Annotated in this window: 23 protein-coding genes and 1 pseudogene; 22 read left to right on the forward strand and 2 right to left on the reverse strand. The window is 68.4% G+C overall.

The window, feature by feature from the left end; genetic code table 11:
* The first annotated feature begins 349 nt into the window (after positions 1–349).
* From ACFYWY_RS33905 to ACFYWY_RS33950, 10 genes and pseudogenes are all read left to right on the forward strand, one after another.
* The gene (locus ACFYWY_RS33905) at positions 350–679 is read left to right on the forward strand and encodes a TcmI family type II polyketide cyclase (RefSeq protein WP_389193943.1); all 330 of its coding nucleotides are present in this window, start codon (positions 350–352) and stop codon (positions 677–679) included.
* On the forward strand, positions 676–1,947 hold the full coding sequence (locus ACFYWY_RS33910) for a beta-ketoacyl-[acyl-carrier-protein] synthase family protein (RefSeq protein ID WP_389193946.1): 1,272 nt from the start codon (positions 676–678) through the stop codon (positions 1,945–1,947). The genes ACFYWY_RS33905 and ACFYWY_RS33910 overlap by 4 nt, the downstream gene beginning before the upstream one ends.
* Positions 1,944–3,173, forward strand: coding sequence for a ketosynthase chain-length factor (locus ACFYWY_RS33915; protein WP_389193949.1), 1,230 nt, complete (start codon positions 1,944–1,946; stop codon positions 3,171–3,173). The genes ACFYWY_RS33910 and ACFYWY_RS33915 overlap by 4 nt, the downstream gene beginning before the upstream one ends.
* A 122-nt stretch (positions 3,174–3,295) precedes the next feature.
* Entirely contained in the window at positions 3,296–3,562 is a 267-nt protein-coding gene (locus ACFYWY_RS33920) for an acyl carrier protein (RefSeq protein WP_389193951.1), read from the forward strand.
* An 88-nt stretch (positions 3,563–3,650) separates the two neighbouring features.
* On the forward strand, positions 3,651–4,436 hold the full coding sequence (gene fabG / locus ACFYWY_RS33925; protein WP_389193954.1) for a 3-oxoacyl-ACP reductase FabG: 786 nt from the start codon (positions 3,651–3,653) through the stop codon (positions 4,434–4,436).
* An 82-nt stretch (positions 4,437–4,518) separates the two neighbouring features.
* Positions 4,519–5,472 carry an aromatase/cyclase gene (locus tag ACFYWY_RS33930; RefSeq protein WP_389193957.1) on the forward strand — a complete coding sequence of 318 codons (954 nt, stop codon included), beginning with the start codon at positions 4,519–4,521 and terminating at the stop codon, positions 5,470–5,472.
* Between the two features lie 2 nt (positions 5,473–5,474).
* Positions 5,475–6,962: an FAD-dependent monooxygenase gene (locus ACFYWY_RS33935; protein WP_389193959.1), complete on the forward strand. Its 1,488-nt coding sequence runs from the start codon at positions 5,475–5,477 to the stop codon at positions 6,960–6,962.
* 124 nt (positions 6,963–7,086) lie between these two features.
* Positions 7,087–8,583, forward strand: coding sequence for an FAD-dependent monooxygenase (locus tag ACFYWY_RS33940; protein ID WP_389193962.1), 1,497 nt, complete (start codon positions 7,087–7,089; stop codon positions 8,581–8,583).
* Positions 8,584–8,618: 35 nt separating this feature from the next.
* Positions 8,619–9,042: pseudogene (locus ACFYWY_RS33945) on the forward strand (methionine adenosyltransferase domain-containing protein); the annotation flags it as partial.
* 85 nt (positions 9,043–9,127) lie between these two features.
* On the forward strand, positions 9,128–10,099 hold the full coding sequence (locus ACFYWY_RS33950; protein ID WP_389194129.1) for a carbohydrate kinase family protein: 972 nt from the start codon (positions 9,128–9,130) through the stop codon (positions 10,097–10,099).
* A gap of 89 nt (positions 10,100–10,188) precedes the next feature.
* Here ACFYWY_RS33950 and ACFYWY_RS33955 read toward each other — a convergent pair whose 3' ends face one another.
* Positions 10,189–10,791 carry an NADPH-dependent FMN reductase gene (locus ACFYWY_RS33955; RefSeq protein WP_389193965.1) on the reverse strand — a complete coding sequence of 201 codons (603 nt, stop codon included), beginning with the start codon at positions 10,789–10,791 and terminating at the stop codon, positions 10,189–10,191.
* A 113-nt stretch (positions 10,792–10,904) separates the two neighbouring features.
* Positions 10,905–11,204 (reverse strand): hypothetical protein, encoded by a 300-nt coding sequence (locus ACFYWY_RS33960; protein ID WP_389193967.1) that lies wholly within the window; start codon positions 11,202–11,204, stop codon positions 10,905–10,907.
* A gap of 113 nt (positions 11,205–11,317) precedes the next feature.
* Here ACFYWY_RS33960 and ACFYWY_RS33965 point away from each other — a divergent pair, with 113 nt between their 5' ends.
* The 12 genes from ACFYWY_RS33965 (at position 11,318) to ACFYWY_RS34020 (ending at position 23,793) form a co-directional block, all read left to right on the forward strand.
* Positions 11,318–11,932, forward strand: a complete 615-nt coding sequence (locus ACFYWY_RS33965; protein ID WP_389193970.1) for a TetR/AcrR family transcriptional regulator — start codon at positions 11,318–11,320, stop codon at positions 11,930–11,932.
* 285 nt (positions 11,933–12,217) lie between these two features.
* The gene (locus ACFYWY_RS33970) at positions 12,218–13,012 is read left to right on the forward strand and encodes a maleylpyruvate isomerase N-terminal domain-containing protein (protein ID WP_389193973.1); all 795 of its coding nucleotides are present in this window, start codon (positions 12,218–12,220) and stop codon (positions 13,010–13,012) included.
* Positions 13,013–13,490: 478 nt separating this feature from the next.
* On the forward strand, positions 13,491–14,561 hold the full coding sequence (locus tag ACFYWY_RS33975) for a cytochrome P450 (RefSeq protein ID WP_389193976.1): 1,071 nt from the start codon (positions 13,491–13,493) through the stop codon (positions 14,559–14,561).
* A gap of 34 nt (positions 14,562–14,595) precedes the next feature.
* On the forward strand, positions 14,596–14,793 hold the full coding sequence (locus ACFYWY_RS33980) for a ferredoxin (protein ID WP_389193979.1): 198 nt from the start codon (positions 14,596–14,598) through the stop codon (positions 14,791–14,793).
* Positions 14,794–14,797: 4 nt separating this feature from the next.
* A complete protein-coding gene (locus ACFYWY_RS33985) occupies positions 14,798–16,987 on the forward strand; it encodes an aminotransferase class III-fold pyridoxal phosphate-dependent enzyme (RefSeq protein ID WP_389193982.1) in 2,190 nt (729 codons plus the stop codon).
* A gap of 50 nt (positions 16,988–17,037) precedes the next feature.
* Positions 17,038–18,060 carry a methyltransferase gene (locus tag ACFYWY_RS33990; RefSeq protein WP_389193985.1) on the forward strand — a complete coding sequence of 341 codons (1,023 nt, stop codon included), beginning with the start codon at positions 17,038–17,040 and terminating at the stop codon, positions 18,058–18,060.
* 63 nt (positions 18,061–18,123) lie between these two features.
* Entirely contained in the window at positions 18,124–18,801 is a 678-nt protein-coding gene (locus ACFYWY_RS33995; protein WP_389193988.1) for an antibiotic biosynthesis monooxygenase family protein, read from the forward strand.
* Positions 18,802–18,881: 80 nt separating this feature from the next.
* Positions 18,882–19,307: an ester cyclase gene (locus ACFYWY_RS34000; protein WP_389193991.1), complete on the forward strand. Its 426-nt coding sequence runs from the start codon at positions 18,882–18,884 to the stop codon at positions 19,305–19,307.
* 86 nt (positions 19,308–19,393) lie between these two features.
* The gene (locus ACFYWY_RS34005; protein ID WP_389193994.1) at positions 19,394–20,626 is read left to right on the forward strand and encodes an NAD(P)/FAD-dependent oxidoreductase; all 1,233 of its coding nucleotides are present in this window, start codon (positions 19,394–19,396) and stop codon (positions 20,624–20,626) included.
* Between the two features lie 153 nt (positions 20,627–20,779).
* A complete protein-coding gene (locus ACFYWY_RS34010) occupies positions 20,780–22,279 on the forward strand; it encodes an MFS transporter (RefSeq protein WP_389194131.1) in 1,500 nt (499 codons plus the stop codon).
* 60 nt (positions 22,280–22,339) lie between these two features.
* Positions 22,340–22,837, forward strand: coding sequence for a nuclear transport factor 2 family protein (locus ACFYWY_RS34015; protein ID WP_389193996.1), 498 nt, complete (start codon positions 22,340–22,342; stop codon positions 22,835–22,837).
* Between the two features lie 38 nt (positions 22,838–22,875).
* Positions 22,876–23,793: an alpha/beta hydrolase gene (locus ACFYWY_RS34020; protein WP_389193999.1), complete on the forward strand. Its 918-nt coding sequence runs from the start codon at positions 22,876–22,878 to the stop codon at positions 23,791–23,793.
* The last annotated feature ends 2 nt before the right edge of the window (positions 23,794–23,795 follow it).

Genomic DNA, 23,795 nt, shown 5'->3' on the forward strand with positions numbered 1-23,795 from the left:
TCAACGCGCACCGCTCCGGCACCATCAAGGGCCTGTCGGCCGAGGTCGGCGCGTCCATCTCGTCCGGCGCGATGATCTGCGAGATCAAGGACTGAGACTTCTTCCCGCGAAGCCCTTTTCTCACCGAGTGCGCACAGGCGCGGTCGGTTTATTCGGCCTGCACATGTGACTTCTGACCTGCACTCTTCCCTTGCACTTTCGGACGAAATCTGTCTGCAATCCTGCCTGTAATGCACCTCGCAGAGGTCTGACAGGTTCTGACAAAGCCCTGACCTAATGCGTATCGAAAAAAATGGCCGGAGCGAAGAGTCTAGTTGTCGGATTACCGGTCGTGGAGGAGTTGGATCCCATGCACAGCACGTTGATTGTGGCTCGAATGGACCGCGGTGCGAGCCTCGATGTCGCCAAACTGTTCGGTGACTTCGACGCCACTGAGATGCCTCATCTCATGGGGACGCGCCGCCGTCAGCTGTTTTTGTACCGGGGCCTGTATTTCCATCTTCAGGACTTCGAATCGGACAATGGCAGTGAGCGGATAGAGACGGCGAAAACCGACCCGCGTTTCGTCAGTATCAGCGACGACCTCAAGCCGTTCATCGAGGCGTACGACCCCAAGACGTGGCGCTCGCCGGCGGACGCGATGGCCACGCGCTTCTACAACTGGGAGGCGTCCGAGTGACCGGCCGACGCGTTGTCATCACCGGCATCGAGGTCCTGGCTCCCGGTGGGGTCGGCACCAAGGAATTCTGGAGCCTGCTGAGTGACGGAAGGACCGCCACGCGCGGCATCACCTTCTTCGATCCCTCACCCTTCCGTTCCCGGGTGGCCGCGGAGATCGACTTCTACCCCGAGATACATGGCCTGAGCCCACAGGAGGTCAGGCGGATGGACCGGGCCGCGCAGTTCGCCGTGGTCGCGGCGCGTGGGGCGGTCGCCAACAGCGGTATCGAGCTCGATGCGCTCGACCCGTACCGCCTCGGCGTCACCATCGGCAGTGCGGTGGGGGCCACGATGGGGCTCGACGAGGAGTACCGGACCGTCAGTGACGGCGGTCAGCTGACTCTGGTCGACCACACCTACGCTGTTCCGCACCTGTACGACTTCCTGGTGCCCAGCTCGTTCGCGGCCGAAGTGGCCTGGGCCGTGGGTGCCGAGGGACCGAGCACCGTGGTCTCCACAGGCTGCACCTCGGGCATCGACTCCGTGGGCCATGCCGTCGAGCTGATCCGCGAAGGTTCCGCCGACGTCATGATCGCAGGCTCCACCGACGCCCCGATCTCGCCGATCACGATGGCGTGCTTCGACGCAATCAAGGCGACCACGCCCCGCTACGACGAGCCGGAGCGCGCCTCACGGCCGTTCGACGCCACCCGCAACGGCTTCGTGCTCGGCGAGGGCTCCGCCGTCTTCGTACTGGAGGAACTGGTGAGCGCGCGGCGTCGCGGTGCGCACATCTACGCGGAGATCGCGGGCTATGCCACGCGCAGCAACGCCTACCACATGACCGGGCTGCGGCCGGACGGCCGCGAAATGGCGGAGGCGATCCGGGTCGCGCTCGACGAAGCGCGGATGAACCCCGAGGAGATTGACTACATCAACGCCCACGGCTCCGGCACCAAGCAGAACGACCGGCACGAGACGGCGGCGTTCAAGCGGAGTCTGGGACAGCACGCCTATCGCACGCCTGTGAGCTCCATCAAGTCCATGGTCGGGCACTCACTGGGGGCGATCGGCTCCATCGAGATCGCGGCCTCCGCACTTGCCATGGAACACAACGCGGTCCCTCCCACGGCCAATTTGCACAACCAGGACCCGGAGTGCGATCTCGACTATGTGCCACTGACCGCCCGCGACCAGCTCACCGATGCGGTCCTCTCGGTCGGCAGCGGCTTCGGTGGATTCCAGAGCGCGATGGTGCTGGCCCGGCCCGAGAGGATCGTGGCATGACCATGTCCGTGGTAGTGACGGGCCTGGGTATCGTCGCGCCCAACGGCCTCGGCACGGAGGAATACTGGGCGGCGACCCGCAGCGGCAAGGGCGGCATCGGCCGGATCACCCGCTTCGATCCGGCGCAGTACCCCGCCAAACTGGCCGGGCAGGTCACCGGCTTCGTGGCAGAGAGCCATCTGCCGAGCCGGCTGCTGCCGCAGACCGACCGGATGACCAGGCTCGCGCTGGTCGCCGCGGACTGGGCGCTCGCCGAGGCGGGCGTGACGCCCAAAGAGCTGCCCGAGTTCGACATGGGCGTCATCACCGCGAGTTCCTCCGGCGGATTCGAGTTCGGTCAGGGCGAGCTGGAGAAGCTGTGGAGCCAGGGCAGCCAGTTCGTCAGCGCCTATCAGTCGTTCGCCTGGTTCTACGCGGTCAACAGCGGCCAGATCTCCATCCGCAACGGCATGAAGGGGCCCAGCGGCGTGGTCGTCAGTGACCAGGCCGGCGGCCTGGACGCGGTGGCGCAGGCCCGCAGGCAGATACGCAAGGGGACACGGCTTATCGTCTCCGGCGCGGTCGACGCCTCCATATGTCCCTGGGGCTGGGTCGCTCAGCTGGCCGGCAAGCGGCTGAGCACCAGCGACGAAGTGACTCGCGCCTACCTGCCGTTCGACTCCGAGGCACGTGGGCACGTACCCGGCGAGGGCGGCGCGATTCTGATCCTGGAGGACGCATCGGCCGCGCGCAGCCGTGGTGCCAAGGTCTACGGCGAGATCTCCGGCTACGGAGCGACCTTCGACCCCAAGCCGGGCAGCGCACGTGAGCCCGGACTGCGCAAGGCGATCGAGCTGGCCCTGGCAGACGCGGATGCCGCTCCCGGCGATGTCGACGTGGTCTTCGCCGACGCCGCGGCCATCCCGGCGCTCGACCGTATCGAGGCCGAAGCCATCACCGCGGTTTTCGGGCCGAAGGGGGTACCGGTCACCGCGCCCAAGACGATGACCGGCCGGCTGTACTCGGGTGCCGCCCCGCTCGATCTCGCGGCCGCGTTCCTCGCCATGGAGGAGGGCCTCATTCCGCCCACCGTGCATGTGCAGCAGGCATCCGAGTACGACATCGACCTGGTGACGGCCCAGCCGCGTACCACCGAGGTGCGTACCGCGCTGGTCCTGGCCCGCGGCCACGGTGGCTTCAACTCCGCCATGGTCGTGCGGGCCAAGGACCCGGTCGCGTCCGGTTGATCCGGCCGGACAGGACCTGGGCGCGCCGCCCCGGATCAGAGCCCGCGGGCCGGGACCGCACATGCCCTGACCCGCCGGGCACACCACTCTCTGTACTTCATACCGATCATGAAGGAGCCCACGTGGCCAGCGACAGCTTCACCCTCGACAACCTCAAGCGGATCCTCCTCGAAGGCGCCGGCGCCGCCGACGGCGTGGACCTGGACGGCGACATCTACGACAAGGAGTTCGAGGAGCTCGGCTACGAGTCGCTCGCTCTGCTGGAGACCGGCAGCCGGATCGAGCGTGAGTACGGCATCACCCTCGACGACTCGGTCCTGACCGACGCGGTCACACCGCGCGCCCTCATCGACGCCGTCAACCAGCATCTGACCGTTTCTGCCGCCTGAGCACGCGCGTTGCGCCACCCGGCGGCAACCGCCACTCGCTCCAGGTCGCGCACATCAACAGGCCCCTACATCACCAGGAGAAGGAAGCATGCCGCAGCAGGACAAGCGGGTCGCCCTCGTCACCGGCGCCACCAGTGGAATCGGCCTCGCCATAGCCAGGCTTCTGGCCACTCAGGGCCATCAGGTGTTCATCGGCGCGCGCAACTCCGAGAACGTGGCCTCGATCGTCAAGCAGCTGCGTGAGGGGGGCCTCGACGTCGACGGCACCGCCGTCGACGTCCGCTCCAACGAAGCCGTGGCCACCTTCGTGCAGGGAGCCGTCGATCGTTTCGGTTCCGTCGACATCCTCGTCAACAACGCCGGCCGCAGCGGTGGCGGCGTCACCGCCGACATCGACGACGAGCTGTGGCACGACGTCATCGACACCAACCTCCACAGCGTCTTCCGGCTGACCCGGGAGGTCCTGAACACGGGCGGCCTGCGCAGCAAGAGCTGGGGCCGCATCATCAACATCGCCTCCACGGCGGGGAAGCAGGGTGTGGTGCTCGGCGCCCCCTACTCGGCGTCCAAGCACGGCGTGATCGGCTTCACCAAGGCGCTCGGCAATGAGCTCGCGCCGACCGGGATCACCGTCAACGCGGTCTGCCCGGGCTACGTCGAGACCCCCATGGCGCAGCGGGTGCGCGCCGGCTACGCGTCGGCGTACGACACCACCGAGGAGGCGATCCTCGACAAGTTCCAGGCGAAGATCCCGCTCGGCCGCTACTCGACGCCGGAGGAGGTCGCCGGGCTTGCCGGCTATCTCGCGTCGGACACCGCCGCCTCCATCACTGCGCAGGCCCTGAACGTCTGCGGCGGCCTGGGGAATTTCTGAGCCTGCCGGATCCGCGGCCGCTCACCGAGTACGACATACCGAGCCACACATACCGAGCGTGTACTGGAGCAGGAGGAAGAGCATGGCGCAGAACGGTTTGCGCGAGGTGGAGCACGAGATCACGGTCTCGGCCCCCGCCGGCGCCGTCTACCGGCTGATCGCCGACGTGGAGAACTGGCCGCGGATCTTTCCGCCCACCATTTACGTCGACCATGTCGAGTTGGGTGAGAACGAGGAGCGGATACGGATCTGGGCCACCGCCAACGGCGAGGCCAAGAACTGGACCTCACGCCGCGTCCTCGATCCGCAGGCCCTGCGGATCGACTTCCGCCAGGAGGTCTCGACCCCGCCCGTCGCCTCGATGGGCGGAACCTGGGTGATCGAACCGCTCTCGGACACCGAGTCGAGGATCCGGCTGCTGCACGACTACCGGGCCGTCGACGACGACCCCGAGGGCCTGGCGTGGATCGACGAGGCCGTCGACCGCAATTCACGCTCCGAGCTGGCGGCACTGAAGACGAATGTGGAGTTCGCGCACGCGTCCGAGGAGTTGACCTTCTCCTTCGAGGACACGGTGCGGATCGAGGGTTCGGCCAAGGACGTCTACGACTTTATAAACGAGGCGCACCTGTGGCGGGAGCGGTTGCCGCACGTGGCCAGCGTCCGGCTCGAAGAGGACACCCCGGGCCTGCAGACCCTGGAGATGGACACCCGCGCCAAAGACGGCTCGACGCACACGACGAAGTCGTACCGCGTGACCTTTCCGCATCACAAGATCGCCTACAAGCAGGTCACACTGCCGGCGCTGATGACGATGCACACCGGGTACTGGACCTTCGAGGAGACCGGGGACGCCGAGAACTCGGTCGCGGCCACCTCCCAGCACACCGTCGTCATCAACACCGGAAACATTGCGAGGATCCTCGGCGCCGAGGCGACCCTGGCCGACGCCAAGGAGTACGTCCAGACCGCGCTGAGCACCAACAGCCGCGCCACCTTGGGCCACTCCAAGAGCTACGCCGAGAACAAGCGCTGACCATGGCCGCGGACAGCCTGGACACCCAGGTCGTGGTCGTCGGCGCGGGGCCCGTCGGGCTGATGCTCGCGGGCGAACTGCGGCTCGGTGGCGTGAAGGTGGTCGTACTGGAGCGGCGTGGCGCCCCGACAACGGAGTCGAGGGCATCGACGCTGCACGCCCGCACCATGGAGATCCTCGACGGCCGGGGGCTGCTCGCGGCCCTCGGCACTCCGCCGAACGAGCCCCGCGGGCACTTCGGCGGCATCCCCCTCGATCTCACCCTGCCCAGCCCCTATCCAGGGCAGTGGAAGGTGCCGCAGACGCGCACCGAGGAACTGCTGGAGGGCTGGACCCGCTCACTTGGGACCGACCTGCGGCGCGATCATGAGCTGCGCGGGGTGACCATGGCCGGGGACCAGGTCCTGACCCAGGCGGCCGGCCCGGCGGGACCGGTGCGCATCCGCAGCCGGTACGTGGTGGGATGCGACGGCCAGGACAGCGCCCTGCGCCGGCTGACTGAAGCACGCTTTCCCGGCCAGGACGCACAGCGGGAACTGCTGCGGGCCGATGTCGCGGGCATCGACATCCCCGGCCGGCGCTTCGAGCGCCTCGAGCGGGGACTGGCCATCGCCGCCCGGCGCGGCGATGGAGTCACGCGGGTGATGGTGCACGCATTCGGCAGCGCGGCCCGGCCCCGCACCGCGGAGCCCGAGTTCGCCGAGGTCGCCGACGTCTGGAAGCGTGTCACCGGCGAGGACATCAGCCACGGCACACCGCTGTGGGTGAACGCGTTCGGCGATGCCAACCGCCAGCTCGCGCACTACCGAGTGGGGCGGGTGCTGTTCGCCGGGGACGCCGCGCACCAGCAGATGCCCATCGGCGGCCAGGCGCTGAACCTCGGGCTGCAGGACGCGGTCAACCTCGGCTGGAAGCTAGCGGCCGAGGTGGCGGGCACAGCCCCGGCGAGCCTGCTCGACAGCTACCACAGCGAACGGCACGAAGTGGGAAACAGGGTGCTCGCCAACATCAGCACCCAGGCGACACTGCTGCTCGGCGGAGCGGAAGTGGAGCCGGTACGCGGAGTGCTCGCGGAGCTCATCGCCCGTAGCCAGGTCCGCGAACACCTGGCCGGGATGATTTCCGGGCTCGACATCCGGTACGACGTCGGCGGCGGCAGCCACCCCCTACTGGGCGTCCGGCTGCCGCACGCGAACCTGGCAGTCGGCCAACGGCAGTGCACCACGACGTCGCTCTTGCGCGCCGGCCGCGGGGTGCTGCTCGGTCTCATCGGCTCCGCCGGCGGTGCCCGGCTGCGCACCATTGCCGGGCCGTGGCCGGGGCGGGTCGACACGGTGGTCGCGGAGCCCGTCCTTGGGGGGCCTTTGCACGGGGTCGACGCCATTCTCGTACGCCCGGACGGGCATATCGTGTGCGCCGGTTCCGGGGAGGGGGAGCTCCGGGACGCGCTGCGCCGCTGGTTCGGCGCACCCTCCACACAGACGCCGTAGGAGTGCGACCCAGGATCCGCGAAGAGCTGGGCTATGAGTCCCCCGCGGTGCCGGGGCCGCACAGGGCACCCGGGCAGCCGCTCGAACTGGACAGAACTCACGTCGGAACAGAATGAGGACAGTCATGGAGACGGATATGTTCGACGCGGACGTCATCATCGTGGGCGCCGGCCCGACTGGGCTGATGCTCGCCGGTGAGCTGCGCCTCGGTGGGGCGCAGGTGATCGTGACAGAGCGCCTTGCCCAGCCCACCGGGCAGTCGCGCGGCCTCGGCTTCACCGCACGGGCCATGGAGGTGTTCGACCAGCGGGGCCTCGTGCCGGCGTTCGGCGGTCTCGAGACCAGTCCGATGGGCCACTTCGGCGGCATCCAGTTCGACTACACGGTCCTGAAGGGGGCCCACTTCGGGGCCCGCGGCATACCGCAGTCCCAGACGGAGGCCGTGCTCGAACGGTGGGCGCTCTCGCTCGGCGCCGAGATCCGGCGCGGGTGGGAGTTCCTGGAGGCCGGCCACGACCAGGAGAGCGTGACGATCACCGTCGATACGCCGGAGGGCGTACGGCAGTTGAGGGCGCCGTACCTCGTCGGCTGCGACGGAGGCCACAGCCCGGTACGCAAGGCCGCCGGCTTCGACTTCCCCGGCACGGACGCGACGCGTGGGATGTACCTCGCCGACGTCGTCGGCTGCGACCTGAAGCCGAGGTTCCTCGGGGAGCAGCTACCCGGGGGCATGGTGATGGCCGCCCCGCTGGCCGAGGGAGTTGACCGCGTCATCGTGTGCGAGCACGGCACCCCGCCGCCCGGCCGCAGCGAGACACCGAGCTTCAGTGAGGTCGCCGACGCCTGGCAGCGGCTGACCGGTGAGGACATCCACGGCGGCAGCGCGGACTGGGTCAGCTCGTTCACCGACGCTACCCGTCAGGTCACCGAGTACCGCCGGGGCCGGGTCCTGCTCGCCGGCGACGCAGCTCACATCCACCTGCCGGCTGGCGGGCAGGGCCTGAGCACCGGCGTGCAGGACGCGGTCAACCTGGGCTGGAAGCTGGCCGCCGTGGTGCAGGGCTGGGCGCCGGCCAGCCTCCTGGACACCTACCACACCGAGCGCCACCCGGTGGGTGCGCGGCTGCTGATGAACACCCGGGCTCAGGGCATGGTGTTCCTCGGCGGCCCCGAGGCGGACCCGCTGCGCGCGCTGTTCGCCGAACTCATCGCCTACGACGACGTCAAGCGGCATCTCGCGGGCGCCGTGAGCCACATCGACATCCGCTACGAGGTCGGTGACGGCAGCCATGCGCTGCTCGGCCGGCGGATCGGTCACCACGTACTGCGCGGCGTGGCCGCTGCGACCAGCACGACGGAGCTGCTGCACGCCGCGCAGGGAGTGCTGCTCGACCTGGCCGATGACGCCGCCCTGCGGGACGCGGCGGCGGGCTGGAAGGACCGGGTGGCGACGGTGACCGCCACGCCGGAGTCCGACGCCGCCTTCGCCGGGGCGGGCGCCGTCCTCGTACGGCCCGACGGCCATGTTGTGTGGACTTCGCTGGGCACCGAGCAGCTGCCGGACACGCTGCGCCGGTGGTTCGGTACGCCCGCGAACATCGGTACGCCCGTGAAGAGCTGACGACCACGTGGCCGCAGGTGCTGGCCGAGCCGGCCGAGGACGGCATCAAGCTGGAGACCGAGGGCTACCGCCCGCTGGTCAACCCGACTGGGCAGTTCGAGATCGGCGGTCCGATGGGCGACGCGGGCCTGACCGGCCGCGAGATCATCATCGATACGTACGGCGGGATGGCCCGCCACGGCAGCGGCTCGCTTTCTCCGGCAAGGACCCGTCCAAGGTCGAAGGCTCGGCGGCGTACGCGATGCGCTGGGTCGCGAAGAACGTCGTCGCGGCCGGTCTCGCCTCGCGCTGCGAGGTCCAAGTCGCGTACGCGATCGGCTGCCCGAGCCGACGGGCCTGTTCATCGAGACCTTCGGCACCGCCGTGGTGCCGACCACAGCCATCGAGAAGGCCGTCACCGAGGTCTTCGACCTGCGCCCGGCCGCGATCATTCGCGACCTCGATCTGCTGCGCCCGATCTCGCCCGTCATTCCCGCCGCATCCGAAGGAGAACGCCGACGTGCCGAGCATCGTGGTGACCGGCTCCATCGCCACGGACCATCTCATGGTCTTTCCTGGGAAGTTCACCGACCAGCTGATCGCCGACCGGCTCGACCGGGTCTCCCTGTCGTTCCTGGTCGACACCCTGCACGTCAGGCGCGGGGGCGTGGCCGCAAACATTGCCTTCGGCCTGGCCGCGCTCGGGCTCACCCCCGTCCTCGCCGGTGCGGCCGGCAAGGACTTCGCCGATTACGGCGTCTGGCTGCGCGGGCACGGCGTCGACACGGACTCGGTGCGGATCAGTGAGAGCCGGCACACCGCCCGTTTCGTGTGCACGACCGACGCCGAGCAGAACCAGATCGCCACGTTCTACGCCGGGGCGATGGCCGAGGCCAGGGAGATCTCACTGGCCCCGGTGGCCGAACGATGCGGCACGCCGGGGCTGGTCGTCGTGGCGCACAATGATCCCGAGGCAATGCTGCGCCACACCGACGAGTGCCGCCGCGGCGGCATCCCGTTCGCGGCCGACCCCTCGCAGCAGCTCGCGCGGCTCAGCCGGGAGGAGACCCGCCGGCTCGTGGACGGTGCCCAGTACCTGTTCACCAACGAGTACGAGGCTGCCCTGCTCCAGGAGCGCGGTGGGTGGGCGCAGGACGAGGTGCTGCGCCACACCGCCACCTGGATCACCACCCGGGGGTCCGCCGGCGTGGAGATCGCACAGGCGGGGCGGGAGCCGCTGCACATCAGCGCCGTGCCCGTCGACACGGCGGTCGACCCCACCGGCGTCGGTGACGCCTTCCGGGCCGGATTCCTCGCCGGTACGTCATGGCACTGGCCCTTCTCCCGGGCCGCCCGCCTCGGTTGCGCGCTGGCCACGGTGGTCCTGGAGTCCGTCGGCACACAGGAGTACGCGATCACCGCCGATGCTCTGCTGCAGCACATCGGCAGGGCATACGGCCCGGCTGCGGCCGACGAGATCGCCCCGGGGATCAGGGCCGCGGTACGGGCCCGGGACATCGCGGGCGCCGTGGCCTGAGCCGACCCCGGCCCCCGGGGGCGAGGGGCGTGGCCCGTGGCACCCAGGGGAGACGCCTGGTGGTGGGTGTCACGGGCCACGCGTCGGGGCTACGCCCCCTGAGCCGCCTCGGACGGAACCTTCGCTGCCGAGACCCGCGCCTGGGCAAGCACCGCGTCGAGCATCGCAAGGACGTCCTTTGCCTTGAACTCCCTCGGCGCGAAGTCCGCGAAGTTCTGGAAGTCCTCGGGCAGGGTGAGCTCAACGGCGGGCTGTACGCCGGTGACCTTCAGGTCGTCGAGGATCACGCGCAGGTGCCCCACCGCGCGCACACCGCCCTCCATGCCGTAACCGACGAACCCGGCGGCTTTGTCATGCCACTCGGCGCAGAGGTAGTCGATCGCGTTCTTGAGCACGCCCGGGATCGAGGCGTTGTACTCCGGGGTCACGAAGACAAGGGCACCGAACGAGCCGATCTTCTCCGCCCACGCGAGCGTGTGCGGCTTGGAGTACTCGCCGGTCAGGGCCGGCATGGGCTCATCAAGGTGGGGCAGGTCGTAGTCGGCAATGTCCACGATCTCGAAGGTCGCTCCCTCGCGCTCCGCGGCGATGCCGTGGACCCATCCGGCCACGCTGTCGGCTTTGCGGCCCGGACGGGTGGCGCCGACGATGATCGCGACCTTGAGCGGGGTCTGGTCGGTCGATGAAGTCATGGTGATCCTGTCTCTCCGGAGTTGATGCTTCTTGCGGGCACATGCTTGTTACGGGACCAAGAACACGGAGCAGAGAGAGCCCGGCGCGAGAGCCTGCGGGCCCCGCCGACTCGTCATTCGGCGGTGTACTCGCCGACGCTGTGGAGCACAGTGACGGCTGGAGTCTCCTCGCACATCGCATCGAGGGCTGCCCGGTAGCGCTGGAAGGCCTGAAGGCCGCCAAGCATGGCCGGGCCTTCGTCCATCTCCACGAACGACACGAAGGTGACCTTGTCGTCGAGTTGGTAGGTGTCGTACCGCAGGCCCTTCGGCCTCACCGATCCCAGCTCCTCGTAGACGGTCTGGAGCATCTCCAGATTCCGCTCCACCTCACCGGGGTTGAGCTTCCACCGGATCATCACCTGCACGGCCACGCTTCATCCCTCCTCAACCAGCCAGGGCGCTGTCACCGAGGCACAGCCGCCCCCGTTTCATAAAACACTGTGCCTTTTGAAAAACATGGTGTCAAGTGAACTAGGATGGGGCCATGGCTATCCGGAAGTACGAGCAGCGCTTGCGCGCAGAGACGGCACAGGCAACCCGGCGTCGCATCCTCGATGCGGTCCATGAGCAGCTGCGTCAGGCGCCGACGAAGCCGGTCAGCATCGACCGCATCGCCCAGACGGCGCGGGTGGCGCGCCCCACCGTCTACCTGGTCTTCGGCTCCCGCGCAGGCTTGTTCGACGCGGTCGGCGCCGACCTCCTGCAGCGCGGCGGATTCGAGTCCATGATCGAGGTGGCGGACCATCCCGACGCCCGCGAGGGGCTGCGCGGCTGCCTCCGGGGGGTGGTCGAGATGTACGCCGCCCACCGGGACGTACTGCGTGTGCTGTTCTCGATGGCGCTACTGGACGCCGCCGCTGTCGGCGGGGCGATCCAAAGGCTCGAACAGGGCAGGGCAGCCGGAATGGCCCACCTCGCGCAGCGCCTGGCAGAGCAGGGGGCGCTGCGCCCGGACACCACCGCCGACCAAGCCAGCGACATTCTCTGGCTGATAACGAGCTTCGACAGCTTCGACTTGCTGTACACCGGCCGGAGCGCGTCGATCGACCAGGTCGCCGGGACACTGGTGGCGACCGCCGAGCGCAGTTTGTGCACCTGAGGCTCCCCGGAATTCAGTCGAACGCGAATCGGCGGGTCGATGAACGACCGGCGACAAATCCTGCGTGACGTCGGCCATTCACCTGCAAACCGGCAGCCCGCCCCGGGAATGGGATAGGCGCCGCAAGGAAGTCTCTTCGCCGGAACACTGGATTTCAATGGCCATTCGGTCAGGTCATTGTCAAGTTCCGTCAGAGCACTGTGACAGCGCACCGCGTCCGTCTTGCCCAACCGCAAGGGCAGGTGACAACGTGCGACCGCATGACCCACCGATGGAGGTAAACAGATGGCCACCCGAGCCGATGGACCGATCGCGGCGCTTCGCGCCGGCCATGAGGAGCTCACGTCCTTCGCGGCGCAGTTATCCCCCCACGAGCTGGAGCGTCTCTCCGCTGCCGACGAGTGGACGGTCGCGCAGGTACTGAGTCACCTGGGAAGCAGCGCGGAGATCGGTCTTGCCACGCTGGACGCGGCACTGGCCGGCTTCGCGGCGCCGGGGGCCGGGTTCAACGAGCAGGTGTGGGACCGCTGGAACCACATGACCGCCCAGGAACAGGCCGAGTCCTTCTCGAGGGCAAACGAGGCACTGGTCAGTCGCTACGAGGGACTCGACGAGGCCACGCGGAACGAACTCACCATCGATCTGGGGTTCTTGCCCGATCCGCTCGACGTCGCCGCCTCGGCGGCGCTGCGGCTCGGTGAGTTCACGTATCACACCTGGGACGTCCAGGTGGTGTTCGATCCCTCCGCGGCGCTGGCTCCCGGAGCCGTGGAGTACCTCTTCCGGCCACTGAGCATACTCATCGGCTTCCTGGGCAACACGGAAGTACTCAACGGCAAGCGGGCCTCCCTCGCCGTGCTCACCGATCGCCACGAGCTTTCCCTCGGGCTCCAGTTGGAGGACGCCGTCGCGCTCACCGACGCTCCGGCAAACCATGACGGCGTACTGCAGATCCCGGCCGAGGCCATGCTCCGCCTGACGGTCGGCCGACTCTCCCCGGAGCACACCCCGGCCGGCACCCGGCTGAGCAGCGACATCGTCTCGCTCGATGAGCTGAGGAAGGTCTTCCCGGGTTTCTGACACCGCGGGGCCCCACGATTACCTCCAGCCGGGCAGGCCCCAGCAGGTCTGCCCGGCCGCACGACGCCGGACAAACGGGTTCCGAGCACGCCGTTCCGGATTCCGTCCGCCCGTCCCGCCGCTGAATTGACGCCGGCACCACATAAGTTTGCGAAGACCTGTAAGAGAACTTCTTGACCATCTCGTCCACAGCGACCAAGAATGGCAGGGCATTTCCAGTCCATTGCCGCCACTGAAGCTTCATAAGCCCTAGCACAGATGGCCCAGATGCAATTCGCACATCTCCTTGTGCTCGGGCAGCCGGGAATAACTCCGCATCTCATGCGTGCCGTGGAAGCCCCATCAAAGAAGACGAGAAAGGCTGCCTGACGTGACGGTGACGACCCCCGCGACCGAAATAGACCTGTATACCGATGAGTCCGTGCTGGCACCGTACGAGAACTATCGGAAGTTGCGGAGCACAGGACCAGCTGTCTGGATGGAGAGGTACGGAGCGTGGGCGGTTCCGCGCTACCGCGAGGTGTACGAAGCCCTGCACGACCACGATTCGTTCTCCTCCGCGTCGGGCGTCGGGCTGAGTGAGGAACTCAACCGCGTCATGGCCGGCGGCACGATCGCCAGCGACCCGCCCGAGCACGACCGGATCCGTCGGGTGCTCGGTCGCCAGCTGACACCGAAGGCGCTGCGCCACCACCAGGAGTACGTCCGGGAGCGGGCCGCCGCACTCGTGGACGAACTCGTCGAGCGCCGTCGGTTCGACTCCGTCACCGACTTCGCGCAGGCGTTTCCCGTGTCGATGGTTCCCGATCTGCTCGGCTGGCCGGAGACGGAACGGGCGAACCTCCTGGAATGGGCCGCGGCCGGCTTCAATGCTCTCGGCCCCATGAACGAGCGGACACTGGCCGGGATGCCGGTGCTGAAGGGACTGTGGGAGTTCCTGGGGCAGCTGGCGTCCTCGCGCGATCTGCGCCCGGACAGCTGGGGAGCCAACCTGGTGGCGGCCGTCGACGCCGGAGAGGTACCGAAGGAACTGCTGCCGACTCTGCTCGGCGACTTCCTCGTGCCGTCACTGGACACCACGGTGAGCGCTCTGTCCTCCGCCATCTGGCTGCTCGGTACGCATCCCGAGCAGTGGAAGCAGATCCGCGAGGACCACTCGCTCATTCCCAACGCCTTCAATGAGATCGTCCGCATCGAGACGCCCGCACGAGGCTTCTGCCGCCTGGTGACCAGGGATCGCGAACTCGACGGTCTGATGCTCCCGGCCGGTTCACGGGTGTTTCTGCTCTACGCGTCCGCGAACCGGGACGAACGTCACTGGGAGGACCCGGACGCCTTCGACATCCGCCGCCCCAACGTCGCAGCCCATCTGGCCTTCGGCCATGGACTGCACGGTTGCGTGGGCCAGGGGCTGGCACGCATGGAAGCGCACGCCCTGCTCGAGGAACTCGCGAAGCGAGTGGAACGGATCGAGGTCGGCGAGCCGACGTGGAAACGCCACAACACCATTCGCGGCCTGGAAGCCCTGCCGACCACGCTGCACGTCTGACGACCTTCCCTACGACACTGAGAGGGGGCCCACGATGAGGGTGACCATTGACCGGGAGCGGTGCGAGGGACACGGGGTGTGCGAGGCAGTCGCCCCCGCTCTCTTCCAGCTCGACGACCAAGGCGATCTGGTCATGCTGCTCGAGGACCACGATATTCCGGCGGAACAGCACGACCCCGCGGTCCAGTCGGTTCTCACATGTCCCGTGGCCGCTTTGCGGATGGAGAACTGAGCTGATGGAGAGTACGACTCGGTCCGTGTTCCGGCCGGTCTCGCCGCGCACTCTGGAGCTGATCACCGCGCACAACCAGGACCAGCGGTGCAACTTCCTCATGGCAAGCAACTACGTGAACCCGGCGGCGGCCGGTCTCGGCTACCTGCTGAGCAACCTCGTTCCCGTCGGTCCGCAGGGACCGCGTGTCAGCTATCTCCTGAGCTCCGGCCTCGAGGCCCTGTCGGGCGCGATCAAGCTGGCCCGGCACTCGGCTGTCCGAGAGGGCCGCGACGAGGGCGGCTGGGTCCTGCTCATCGACGAGCTCGGCACGTACCAGGAGTTCATGGACCCCGTGGAGTCGGGCACCGAAGAGGCGCTGATCCCCCACGTGGTCACCGCGGCGTCGGCCGAAGACGCGGTGGAACGCCACGGCGCCGTTGCCTGGGAGGCAGTGGTCGTCATCCGTGAGGACCACACCGACCTGCGGAACGAGGCGCTGCTCAGCCTCGTGCGGGAGTGCCGCCTGCGGGGCAGCCTGGTGGTGCTGTGCAACACCGAACTGGAACTGTCGGCCGCCGGTATGTTCGCCAACCCCATCGACGCCGATGTGATGGTCTTCGGTGAGAGCCTGGCGGAACGCCAGGTACCGCTCGGCTTACTGACCATGTCCCCCGCCGCCCACAAGGTGTGGCACAACCGGGTGGACTGCTTCGCCCACACCTCGACCTACGGCGGCAACGTCATCTGCGCCTCCCTGGTGCGCGACGCGCTGGAGCGGGCGGGCCACGTCACCGAGGCGCATCGCAAGGTGCTGCGCGCCATCGACTCCGACCCGAAGACGGCACTCGAGTACTGGGGCCGGCACATCAACCCCGACATCGCCGGGATGGCACAGGTCTTCAACCTCAACGTCGATGTCGTACGCGCTGCCGGCGGAAGGTTCACCACCCGGCGTGGCCGCGAAGTCATCGACTGTGCCGGCGGGTTCGGCAGCAACCTGCGCGGCCACAACCCGCCCGATCTGGTGCCCGGCGTCTTACGCGAACACGACCCCGGCCACGACTACTTCGCCGACCTCGAACGCAAGCTCGCCGGGCTCACCGATCTGCCGCATGCCTTCCCCTCGGTGAGCGGCGCGGTCGCCAACCACATGGCCGTGACCCTTGCGGCGCTCGCCACACCGAAGCGGCGGACCGTCGTCACCTTCTCGGGCAACTACGGCGGCAAGACGCTGTTCTCGCTCAACCTGAGCAAGCAGGGTCCGCAGAAGACCGAGTCCGACGTGGACGCGTTCCGTCCCTACTACACCAACCTGGCCTATATCGACCCCTTCGCTCCGGACGCGGTGGACAAGCTCCTCGCGCTGCTGCGCACCAAGGATGTCGCCCTCGTCTGGTTCGAGCTGGTGCAGGGGGCGGCGTGCCGGCCGCTGCCGGAGGAACTGGTCCGGGCGATCGACCGGCACCGCGACGAGTACGGCTACCTGGTCGGCGTGGACGAGGTACTGACCGGCGGCTGGCGCACCGGTGAGCACTACCTCGCCCACAAGGACGTGATGCGCCGTGCCGATATCGTCACGCTCGGCAAGACCATCAGCGACATGACGATGCCGGCTGCCGTGGTCATGGTGTCCGAGGAAGTCCGTGCCAGGGCCGAGAAAACAGCACCGACGCATGTGGCCAGGCTGCGCACCGAGTTCCGGCACAACCTCGGGGCGCACATCTCGGTCCACGCCCTCGAAGCCGTGGATGACGCCACGACGCGTGCGGAACAGCTCGCGGCCTACGCCGAACTCCGGCAGTCCCTCGACCGCCTCTGCCGCACCTCGAAGGTCCTGGGTGGCGTGTCCGGGTCGAGGGCCCATCTGAAGCTCACGATGGGACACAGGCTGTTGTCGTTCCCGCACGGGTCCACTCCGGGCACCTTGCTGACCCTTGCCCTCTCGGACCTGATACATCAGCGCTGCCAGGTCTACATGCCACTGCTGGCCATCAGACATCGTGTCGCGGCCGACCGCGAGGACCTGCGCGAGCTGGCCGCCCGCCTTGAAGCGGGGACCAAGGGCATCACGCCGGTGATGATCTACCGCTACGCGATCGGGCGCATTCTCAGCGCCAAGTTGCCGCTCCTGAGCCGACTTCTCATCGGCGGGGCGGACCGCCCGCGAGTGAGCACCGAGGGCAGCCCCACCCCGCAGCCGGTCCACTCCTGAACGCATCCCCCGCGTTCCATTGGCCACCACACACGAAGGAAGTGCCGACCATGCCTGCTCAGACCAGCGACGTGCCGCCCCAATTCCGGATACTCGAGCTCGCCACCGCCAGTTGGATGTCCGCGGCCGTGAGCGCTGCGGCCGATCTGGGTGTCGCCGACCATCTCGCTTCCGGCCCGCGCCCCGTGGCCGACCTCGCCGAGGCGGTTGGCGCCGACGCACCGACGCTTTACCGCCTGCTGCGCGCCTGCGCCGACTTTGGTCTCTTCCGCGAATCGGCCGGTCAGGTCTTCGAATCGACCGAACTGGGCGACGCGCTGCGCAGCGACTCGCCGAACTCGATGCGCAACTTCGCCCGCTGGGTCGGTACGCCGGCCGACCGCTGGACCTGGTCGGGCCTGGCGGACACGATGCGGACCGGGGAGCCCGCCTTCGCAAAGGTGCACGGCATGGAGATCTGGGACCACTTCAACAACAACCCGAAAACGGCCACGGTGTTCGACGATGCCATGACCGAGCTGTCGCGCCAGGTGATCGCTCAGGCCGTCGATGCCTACGACTTCACCCCCTTCGGAAAGGTCGTCGACGTGGGCGGCGGCCACGGGACTCTCCTCTCGGAGATCCTGAAAGCCGTCCCGGGCACCCGGGGGGTGCTCTTCGACCGTCCCGAGGTCATCGGCGGCGCGGGCAGCGTCTTCGAGACAGCCGGAGTGAGCGACCGTGTGCAGCTGGAGAGTGGGGACTTCTTCGCCTCCGTGCCGGCCGGCGCCGACGCCTATGTACTGTCGAACATCATTCACGACTGGGACGACGCACCGTCGGTACAGATCCTGGCGAACTGCCGGCGCGCGATGGCACCGAGCGGCCGGGTGCTCCTGATCGAGGCAACGCTCCCCGACGGCACCGAGCCCGCGCCACTCGTCAAGCTCATCGACCTGGACATGCTGGTCCTCAGCGGTGGCCACCAGCGCTCCGCGGCACAGTTCGACGCGCTCTTCCAGCAGGCCGGGCTCAAGCTCTCCCGGGTCGTCAGCGGGGGCCTGTGCAGCGTCGTGGAAGCCGTCAGCGCCTAGTACGTATCCGGCAAACACTGGCCGCGGCCGACCGCGTCGGCAGCAGTGAAAACAAGGAGACCCATGCCACTCATCAAGGCCCACGACGGGTACCTGACGGTGTTCAACATGTTCGAGACGGACAGCGAGGAGCACCAGCAACGCCTTCTGGAGGAAATGCAGAAGATCATCGACACCGGCAACTTCACCGGCTGGGTGTCGTCGACGCTGCACGGCGGCCAGGACAAGCTGGGCACCGCCAACTACATCCAGTGGCGCAGCCTCCACGACCTCGAGAACCGGTACGCGGGTCAGAAGTACAAGAACGAAACGGTGCCACTGTTCAAGGAGATCTCGACCTCCGTCAACCTACTCAAGACCGAGGTGGTCTTCTCCCAGCACCATCCGGACCTGGACAAGATCGAGATCTCACCGGAACGCGATGACTGGACGGTCATCATCATCATGGACGTCGAGCCGGAGAACCAGCAGGAGCTGGTGGATCTCCTCGGCCGGCCGGACGACTGGCTGGTGACGGTGCCCGGCTACCGCTCGCACAGCATCTGCCGCGGGACCGACGGGACGTTCATCATCCTCTACGCCCAGTGGGCGAACAAGGAAGCCTACGACGCGTTCCACCACATGCCCGAGTCGGAGCGGCCGGCCGACGTACAGGAGATCCGGGCCGCGGTGGACAGGCTGGTGACGGCCCGGCGGGCGAACACCTACCGCGTCGTGCACAGCCGCGCCGCCAAGAACTAGAAGACCGCCAAGAACCAGAAGAACTCGAAGAACTCGAGGAACACGGACGGCCGAGCGGCCGGGAAACAAGGGGAGAGCGCATGTCGCGCGAGGGCAATCTCGCTGTTCTGAGGCGAGCAGTGGAACTCATCAACTCCGGTGACGTAGGCAACGGCGTGCGCACACTGTTCGCCGAGACGGCCGTCGACCACGACCTCGCTCCTGGCCAGGGCCCCGGCCGGGAGGGGCTCCTGGAATTCTTCGGCGCGCTGGCCGCAGGGTTCCCCGATCTGCGCCTTGTACCGCGGCACCTTTCCGCGGATGAGGAGCACGTGTCCATGGCGTTCACCGTGTCGGGCACCCACCGTGGCAAGTTCAACGGTGTCGCTCCTACCGGACGCCGATTCGAGGTCAGCGGGGTAGAGATCTTCCGGTTCGCCGATGGGCAGGCTGTCGAACGCTGGGGGCTGATCGACGACTTCGGCATTCTGACCCAGCTGGACCTGCTCCCGCTCACGCACCACTGAGCCCACCACGTCCCGGGGGTTCACCGGTACGAGCCGTACACCGCCCCGGTGGGCGGTCGTCCGCAGCAACGGGAAGGACTACACCAGTGCACAGCCGCACCGATCACGACGGCCGCCTCGTGGTCGTCGGGGCCTCTGTCGCGGGCCTGCGTGCCGTCGAGGCGGTGCGACAGGCCGGATTCGACGGCACCGTCACCCTCATCGGCGCCGAGCCGCATCTGCCCTACAACCGGCCACCGCTGTCGAAGGAGTTCCTGCGCGCGGACGTCGACGCGAAGGCACCGTACTTCCACAGTGAGGACTCATTGCGCTCCGGCCTGGGCGTGGACCTGCGCCTCGGCATGCCGGCGACCGCGTTGTGCGTGAACTCCCGGACCATCACGGTCGGCGAAGAGGAGATCCCCTATACGGCGACGGTGCTCGCCACCGGAGCGAGTGCGCGTACTCTGCCGGGCTCCTCACAACTGCGCGGGGTGCATACGCTGCGGACCCTCGACGACGCGCGGGACATCCGTGCCGCGCTCGTTCCCGGCGTCCGGCTCGTAGTGGTCGGTGCCGGCTTCGTCGGCGCGGAAGTCGCATTCACCGCGAGGGCCATGGGGGCCGACGTCACCGTCCTCGAGGTCGCGCAGACGCCTCTGGTGCGCGCGGTCGGCGAGGAGATGGGCGCAGCGCTCGGCGGACTGCTCAGCCGCTCCGGTATCACCCTGCGCTGCGGAACCGCCGTTGAGACGATCGAGGGCATCGGCCGGGTCGAATCGGTCCGCCTCGCCGACGGCAGCATCCTGCCCGCCGACCTCGTCGTCGTAGGGATCGGAGCGGCCCCGGCCACCGGCTGGCTCACGGCATCGGGCCTGGAGCTCGACGACGGTGTGGTCTGCGACCGCTATCTGCGTACCGGCGCACCCGGCGTGTACGCGGCAGGAGACCTGGCCCGCTGGTTCAATCCCGTCCTCGACCGTACGGTCCGCCTGGAGCACTGGACGACGGCGGCCGAGCAGGGTGCGCTGGCCGCGCGCAACGCTGTCGATCCCGCGGCGGCCAAGCAGTGCTCGACCGTTCCGTACTTCTGGTCGGACTGGGGGGAGCACCGGATTCAGTTCGTCGGGCTGCCGCACGCCGACGAGGTCTCGGTCGTCGTAGGAGATGCCGACTCCGAGGGCTTCCTCGCCCTCTACCGGCGTGACGAGCGAGTGATCGGCGCGCTCGGCCTGAACCAGCGCCGCGCCATCATGCGGCTGCGTACCGCGATCGCCGGGCGGGCCACCTGGGCCGAGGCCTGTGCCGACGTGAGGGAACCCGTCCGCGCCCGGCGCTGACCTGCCCGCCGCACCCGGTCCTCGTGGACCGCAGACGTCCTCGGGGGACTACCTGATCCGAGGGATCCGCAAGGCCGAAGGAGACACCAAGTGCCCACGCATCAGTCAGCCGACAGGCCTCTCGCCGGGCGGCGGGAATGGGCCGGTCTTGCGATGCTCACCCTCCCCGCCATGCTCGTGTCGATGGACCTGACGGTGCTGCACCTGGCGGTCCCCGCGATCAGCATGGACCTGGGGCCGAGCAGCTCCCAACTGCTGTGGATCGTCGATATCTACGGATTCGTGATCGCGGGATTCCTCATCACGATGGGAACGCTCGGCGACCGGATCGGCCGTCGCCGGTTGCTGCTGATCGGTGCGGCCGGGTTCGGTGCCGCGTCGGTACTCGCCGCATTCTCCGTCAGCGCGGAGATGCTCATCGCGGCCCGTGCCCTGCTGGGTGTATCCGGGGCCACGCTCGCGCCGTCGACCGTCGCACTGATCCGCAACATGTTCCACGACCCGCGGCAGCGGACGAGAGCCATCTCCATCTGGTTCATGAGCTTCATGACCGGCTCGGCGATCGGCCCGCTCGTCGGTGGCGTGCTGCTCGAGTTCTTCTGGTGGGGCGCGGCGTTCCTGATCGGCGTACCGGTGATGTTGCTCCTGCTCCTGGTGGGGCCGTCGGTGCTGCCCGAGTACCGTGACACGGCCCCCAGCCGGCTTGACCTGCCGAGCACCATGATCGCGCTGGCGGCGGTGTTCAGCGGGATGTACGGCCTCAAGAAGGCGGCGGAGAGCGGCCTGTCGACGTGGTCCGTCCTGGCGATGGCCGTCGGTGTGCTCGGTTGCGTGCTCTTCGTACGGCGCCAGCGCACGGCTGCGAACCCCCTGATCGACATCAGTCTGTTCCGTCGGCGAACCGTCGGCATCTCGCTCCTCGCGCTCACCATCGGCGCCATCGCCATCGGCGGAGTGGGGTACCTGACATCGCAGTATCTCCAACTCGTCCTCGACCTGACGCCGTTCGAGGCCGGCCTGTGGACGGTGCCACCGCTCCTGGCCGGGATTGTGACGACAATGGTCGCCCCGGCACTCATGAAACGGGTGCGTCAGGCCTCGGTGATCGCGGGCGGAATGGTGCTGGCCGCGCTCGGCCTTGCCGTGCTGGCCCTGCTCGAGGACAGCGGCGAGGAGCTCGTGATCGTGATCGGCGCCCTCGTGTTCCTCTTCGGCGGCCTGATGCCCGTGCTGGCGTTGGGCGTCGACATCGTGGTCGGGGCCGCACCGCCCGAACGGACGGGCGCGGCGTCCGCGATCTCCGAGACCACACAGGAACTCGGCATCGCCCTCGGAATCGCGCTCCTCGGCAGCTGCGCGACCTTCGTGTACCGGCGCGGAATGGACGATGTGCTCCTGCACTCCGGCGAGCGGCCCGAGGTGGTGGAAGCCGCCCGGTCCACGCTCGGCGGCGCCAAGGGAGTGGCCGGTGAACTGCCCGCCGATGTCCTGGCGGCAGCCGGGCAGGCGTTCGCGGATGGGGTGCGGGTAGCGGCGGCGCTGAGCTCAGTGATGCTGGTGATCGGTGCCGCGGTGGCTGCGGTCGCGCTGCGCCGGACGCCGGCGGAGCCCGCGGCCGAGGAGAACCGGGTGGAAAGCCCAGCCAAGCACTGACCGAAGAGACGGATGCCGCTCGTTCACTGAGCCCGCGATGCGCGGGAGTTGGAGCAGATCATGCCTTTTCCCGAGACGCAGCCCGCGACATCGCCCCCGGACGAACTCGTCCAGCGTATGGAGATCGGCGCACTCCTCGACCGGTATCTCATCGGCCTCGATGAGAAGGAAATCGACGACACCTGGGCCACATCCCTCTTCACGTCCGACGCTTGCGTCGAATTTCCCGTGGGCAAGCACGAAGGGATCGACGGACTCGTGGCGTTCCATCGCACGGCGATGGAGAAGTTCGTAAGAACCCAGCATCTGAACTCCGGTGCGGTCGTGGACATCGAGGGCGGCCACGCCACCGTGCGCGCCAACCTGATCTCCACCCAGGTGAACCGCACCCGTCCGGACACGGCTGTCACCGGCCCGGTGTCGCCCCCGGGGTCGCTGTTCACCACGGGTACGTACGTCCGCGGCGAGGCCCGGCACGGGGCGCACGGCTGGCGGTTCCAGCGTCTGTCCTTCCAGCTGGTGTGGGCCACCGGAGAGCCGCCGACGCTGCGCAATTGACCGGTTGGTCCCCGCGCGTATCCTCACCCAGGAGACCCATGTCCCGCACCACGCACCCCTCCTTTCCCGTTGGCGCCGAGCGGGGCCTGTCCGGCGGAGTACGCCGCGTCACCCTGGATGCCGCCGGTGCCACACTGTCCGGTCTGCTCGCCGAGCCGGACGGTGCCGCACCCCGCGCGGTGGTGATCGCGCTGCACGGCGGCGGGATGACGGCCGGATACTTCGACGGCCAGGCCCACACCGGCCTGTCACTGCTGACCCTCGGGGCGAGCCTGGGCCTGACTGTCCTCGCCCTCGACCGCCCCGGCTACGGAGACTCCGCCCACGCGTTCCCCGACGGGCAGACGCTCGTGGAACAGTCCACGAGCCTGCACGCGGCGCTCGACGACTTCACCAGCCGGTACGAGACGGGTGGCGGCCTGTTCCTCCTCGCCCACTCCTACGGCGGCAAGCTTGCCCTGACCGCCGCGGCCGACGACATCCGGGGCCGGCTGCTCGGCCTGGACATCTCAGGCTGCGGACACCGGTACGCCGTCACCACGGAAGAACTCCTGGGCGCCGACGGACATGTCCACTGGAAGCGGAACTGGGGTCCCCTGCGCCTCTATCCGCCCAATACCTTCCGCTTCAGCCAGGACCTCGTGACCCCCATGCCCCAGCGCGAACTACAGGAACTGATCTGCTGGCCGCAGCTCTTCCCCGAAGTCGCGGCCCGCGTCCGCGTCCCGGTCCGGCTGACCTTCTCCGAGCACGAGCAGCTGTGGCAGCACGACGACGAGGCCGTCGCCGAGCTCCGAGCGCTGCTGGCTGAAGCGCCCGAGGTCGTCGTCGACCGGCAGAGCGGAGCCGGGCACAACATCAGCCTCGGCTGGGCGGCCCGCGCCTACCACCTGCGGGCGCTGGCCTTCCTGGAGGAGTGCCTCGTGGGGCACGCGGCGACGGCCGCGCCCCGCTGACC

The sequence above is a fragment of the Streptomyces sp. NPDC002870 genome (assembly GCF_042888505.1).
Classification (GTDB): Bacteria; Actinomycetota; Actinomycetes; order Streptomycetales; family Streptomycetaceae; genus Streptomyces.

Coding starts and splice junctions, on each gene's coding strand:
- ACFYWY_RS33930 (WP_389193957.1), top strand. CDS start 4,519: ATGGCGCAGAACGGTTTGCGCGAGGTGGAGCACGAGATCACGGTCTCG.
- ACFYWY_RS34015 (WP_389193996.1), top strand. CDS start 22,340: ATGCCTTTTCCCGAGACGCAGCCCGCGACATCGCCCCCGGACGAACTC.
- ACFYWY_RS33955 (WP_389193965.1), bottom strand. CDS start 10,791: ATGACTTCATCGACCGACCAGACCCCGCTCAAGGTCGCGATCATCGTC.
- ACFYWY_RS33975 (WP_389193976.1), top strand. CDS start 13,491: ATGGAGAGGTACGGAGCGTGGGCGGTTCCGCGCTACCGCGAGGTGTAC.
- ACFYWY_RS33965 (WP_389193970.1), top strand. CDS start 11,318: ATGGCTATCCGGAAGTACGAGCAGCGCTTGCGCGCAGAGACGGCACAG.
- ACFYWY_RS33995 (WP_389193988.1), top strand. CDS start 18,124: ATGCCACTCATCAAGGCCCACGACGGGTACCTGACGGTGTTCAACATG.
- ACFYWY_RS34010 (WP_389194131.1), top strand. CDS start 20,780: ATGCTCACCCTCCCCGCCATGCTCGTGTCGATGGACCTGACGGTGCTG.
- fabG (WP_389193954.1), top strand. CDS start 3,651: ATGCCGCAGCAGGACAAGCGGGTCGCCCTCGTCACCGGCGCCACCAGT.
- ACFYWY_RS33905 (WP_389193943.1), top strand. CDS start 350: ATGCACAGCACGTTGATTGTGGCTCGAATGGACCGCGGTGCGAGCCTC.
- ACFYWY_RS33935 (WP_389193959.1), top strand. CDS start 5,475: ATGGCCGCGGACAGCCTGGACACCCAGGTCGTGGTCGTCGGCGCGGGG.
- ACFYWY_RS33940 (WP_389193962.1), top strand. CDS start 7,087: ATGGAGACGGATATGTTCGACGCGGACGTCATCATCGTGGGCGCCGGC.
- ACFYWY_RS33990 (WP_389193985.1), top strand. CDS start 17,038: ATGCCTGCTCAGACCAGCGACGTGCCGCCCCAATTCCGGATACTCGAG.
- ACFYWY_RS33980 (WP_389193979.1), top strand. CDS start 14,596: ATGAGGGTGACCATTGACCGGGAGCGGTGCGAGGGACACGGGGTGTGC.
- ACFYWY_RS34000 (WP_389193991.1), top strand. CDS start 18,882: ATGTCGCGCGAGGGCAATCTCGCTGTTCTGAGGCGAGCAGTGGAACTC.
- ACFYWY_RS33950 (WP_389194129.1), top strand. CDS start 9,128: ATGGTCTTTCCTGGGAAGTTCACCGACCAGCTGATCGCCGACCGGCTC.
- ACFYWY_RS33970 (WP_389193973.1), top strand. CDS start 12,218: ATGGCCACCCGAGCCGATGGACCGATCGCGGCGCTTCGCGCCGGCCAT.
- ACFYWY_RS33915 (WP_389193949.1), top strand. CDS start 1,944: ATGACCATGTCCGTGGTAGTGACGGGCCTGGGTATCGTCGCGCCCAAC.
- ACFYWY_RS33985 (WP_389193982.1), top strand. CDS start 14,798: ATGGAGAGTACGACTCGGTCCGTGTTCCGGCCGGTCTCGCCGCGCACT.
- ACFYWY_RS34020 (WP_389193999.1), top strand. CDS start 22,876: ATGTCCCGCACCACGCACCCCTCCTTTCCCGTTGGCGCCGAGCGGGGC.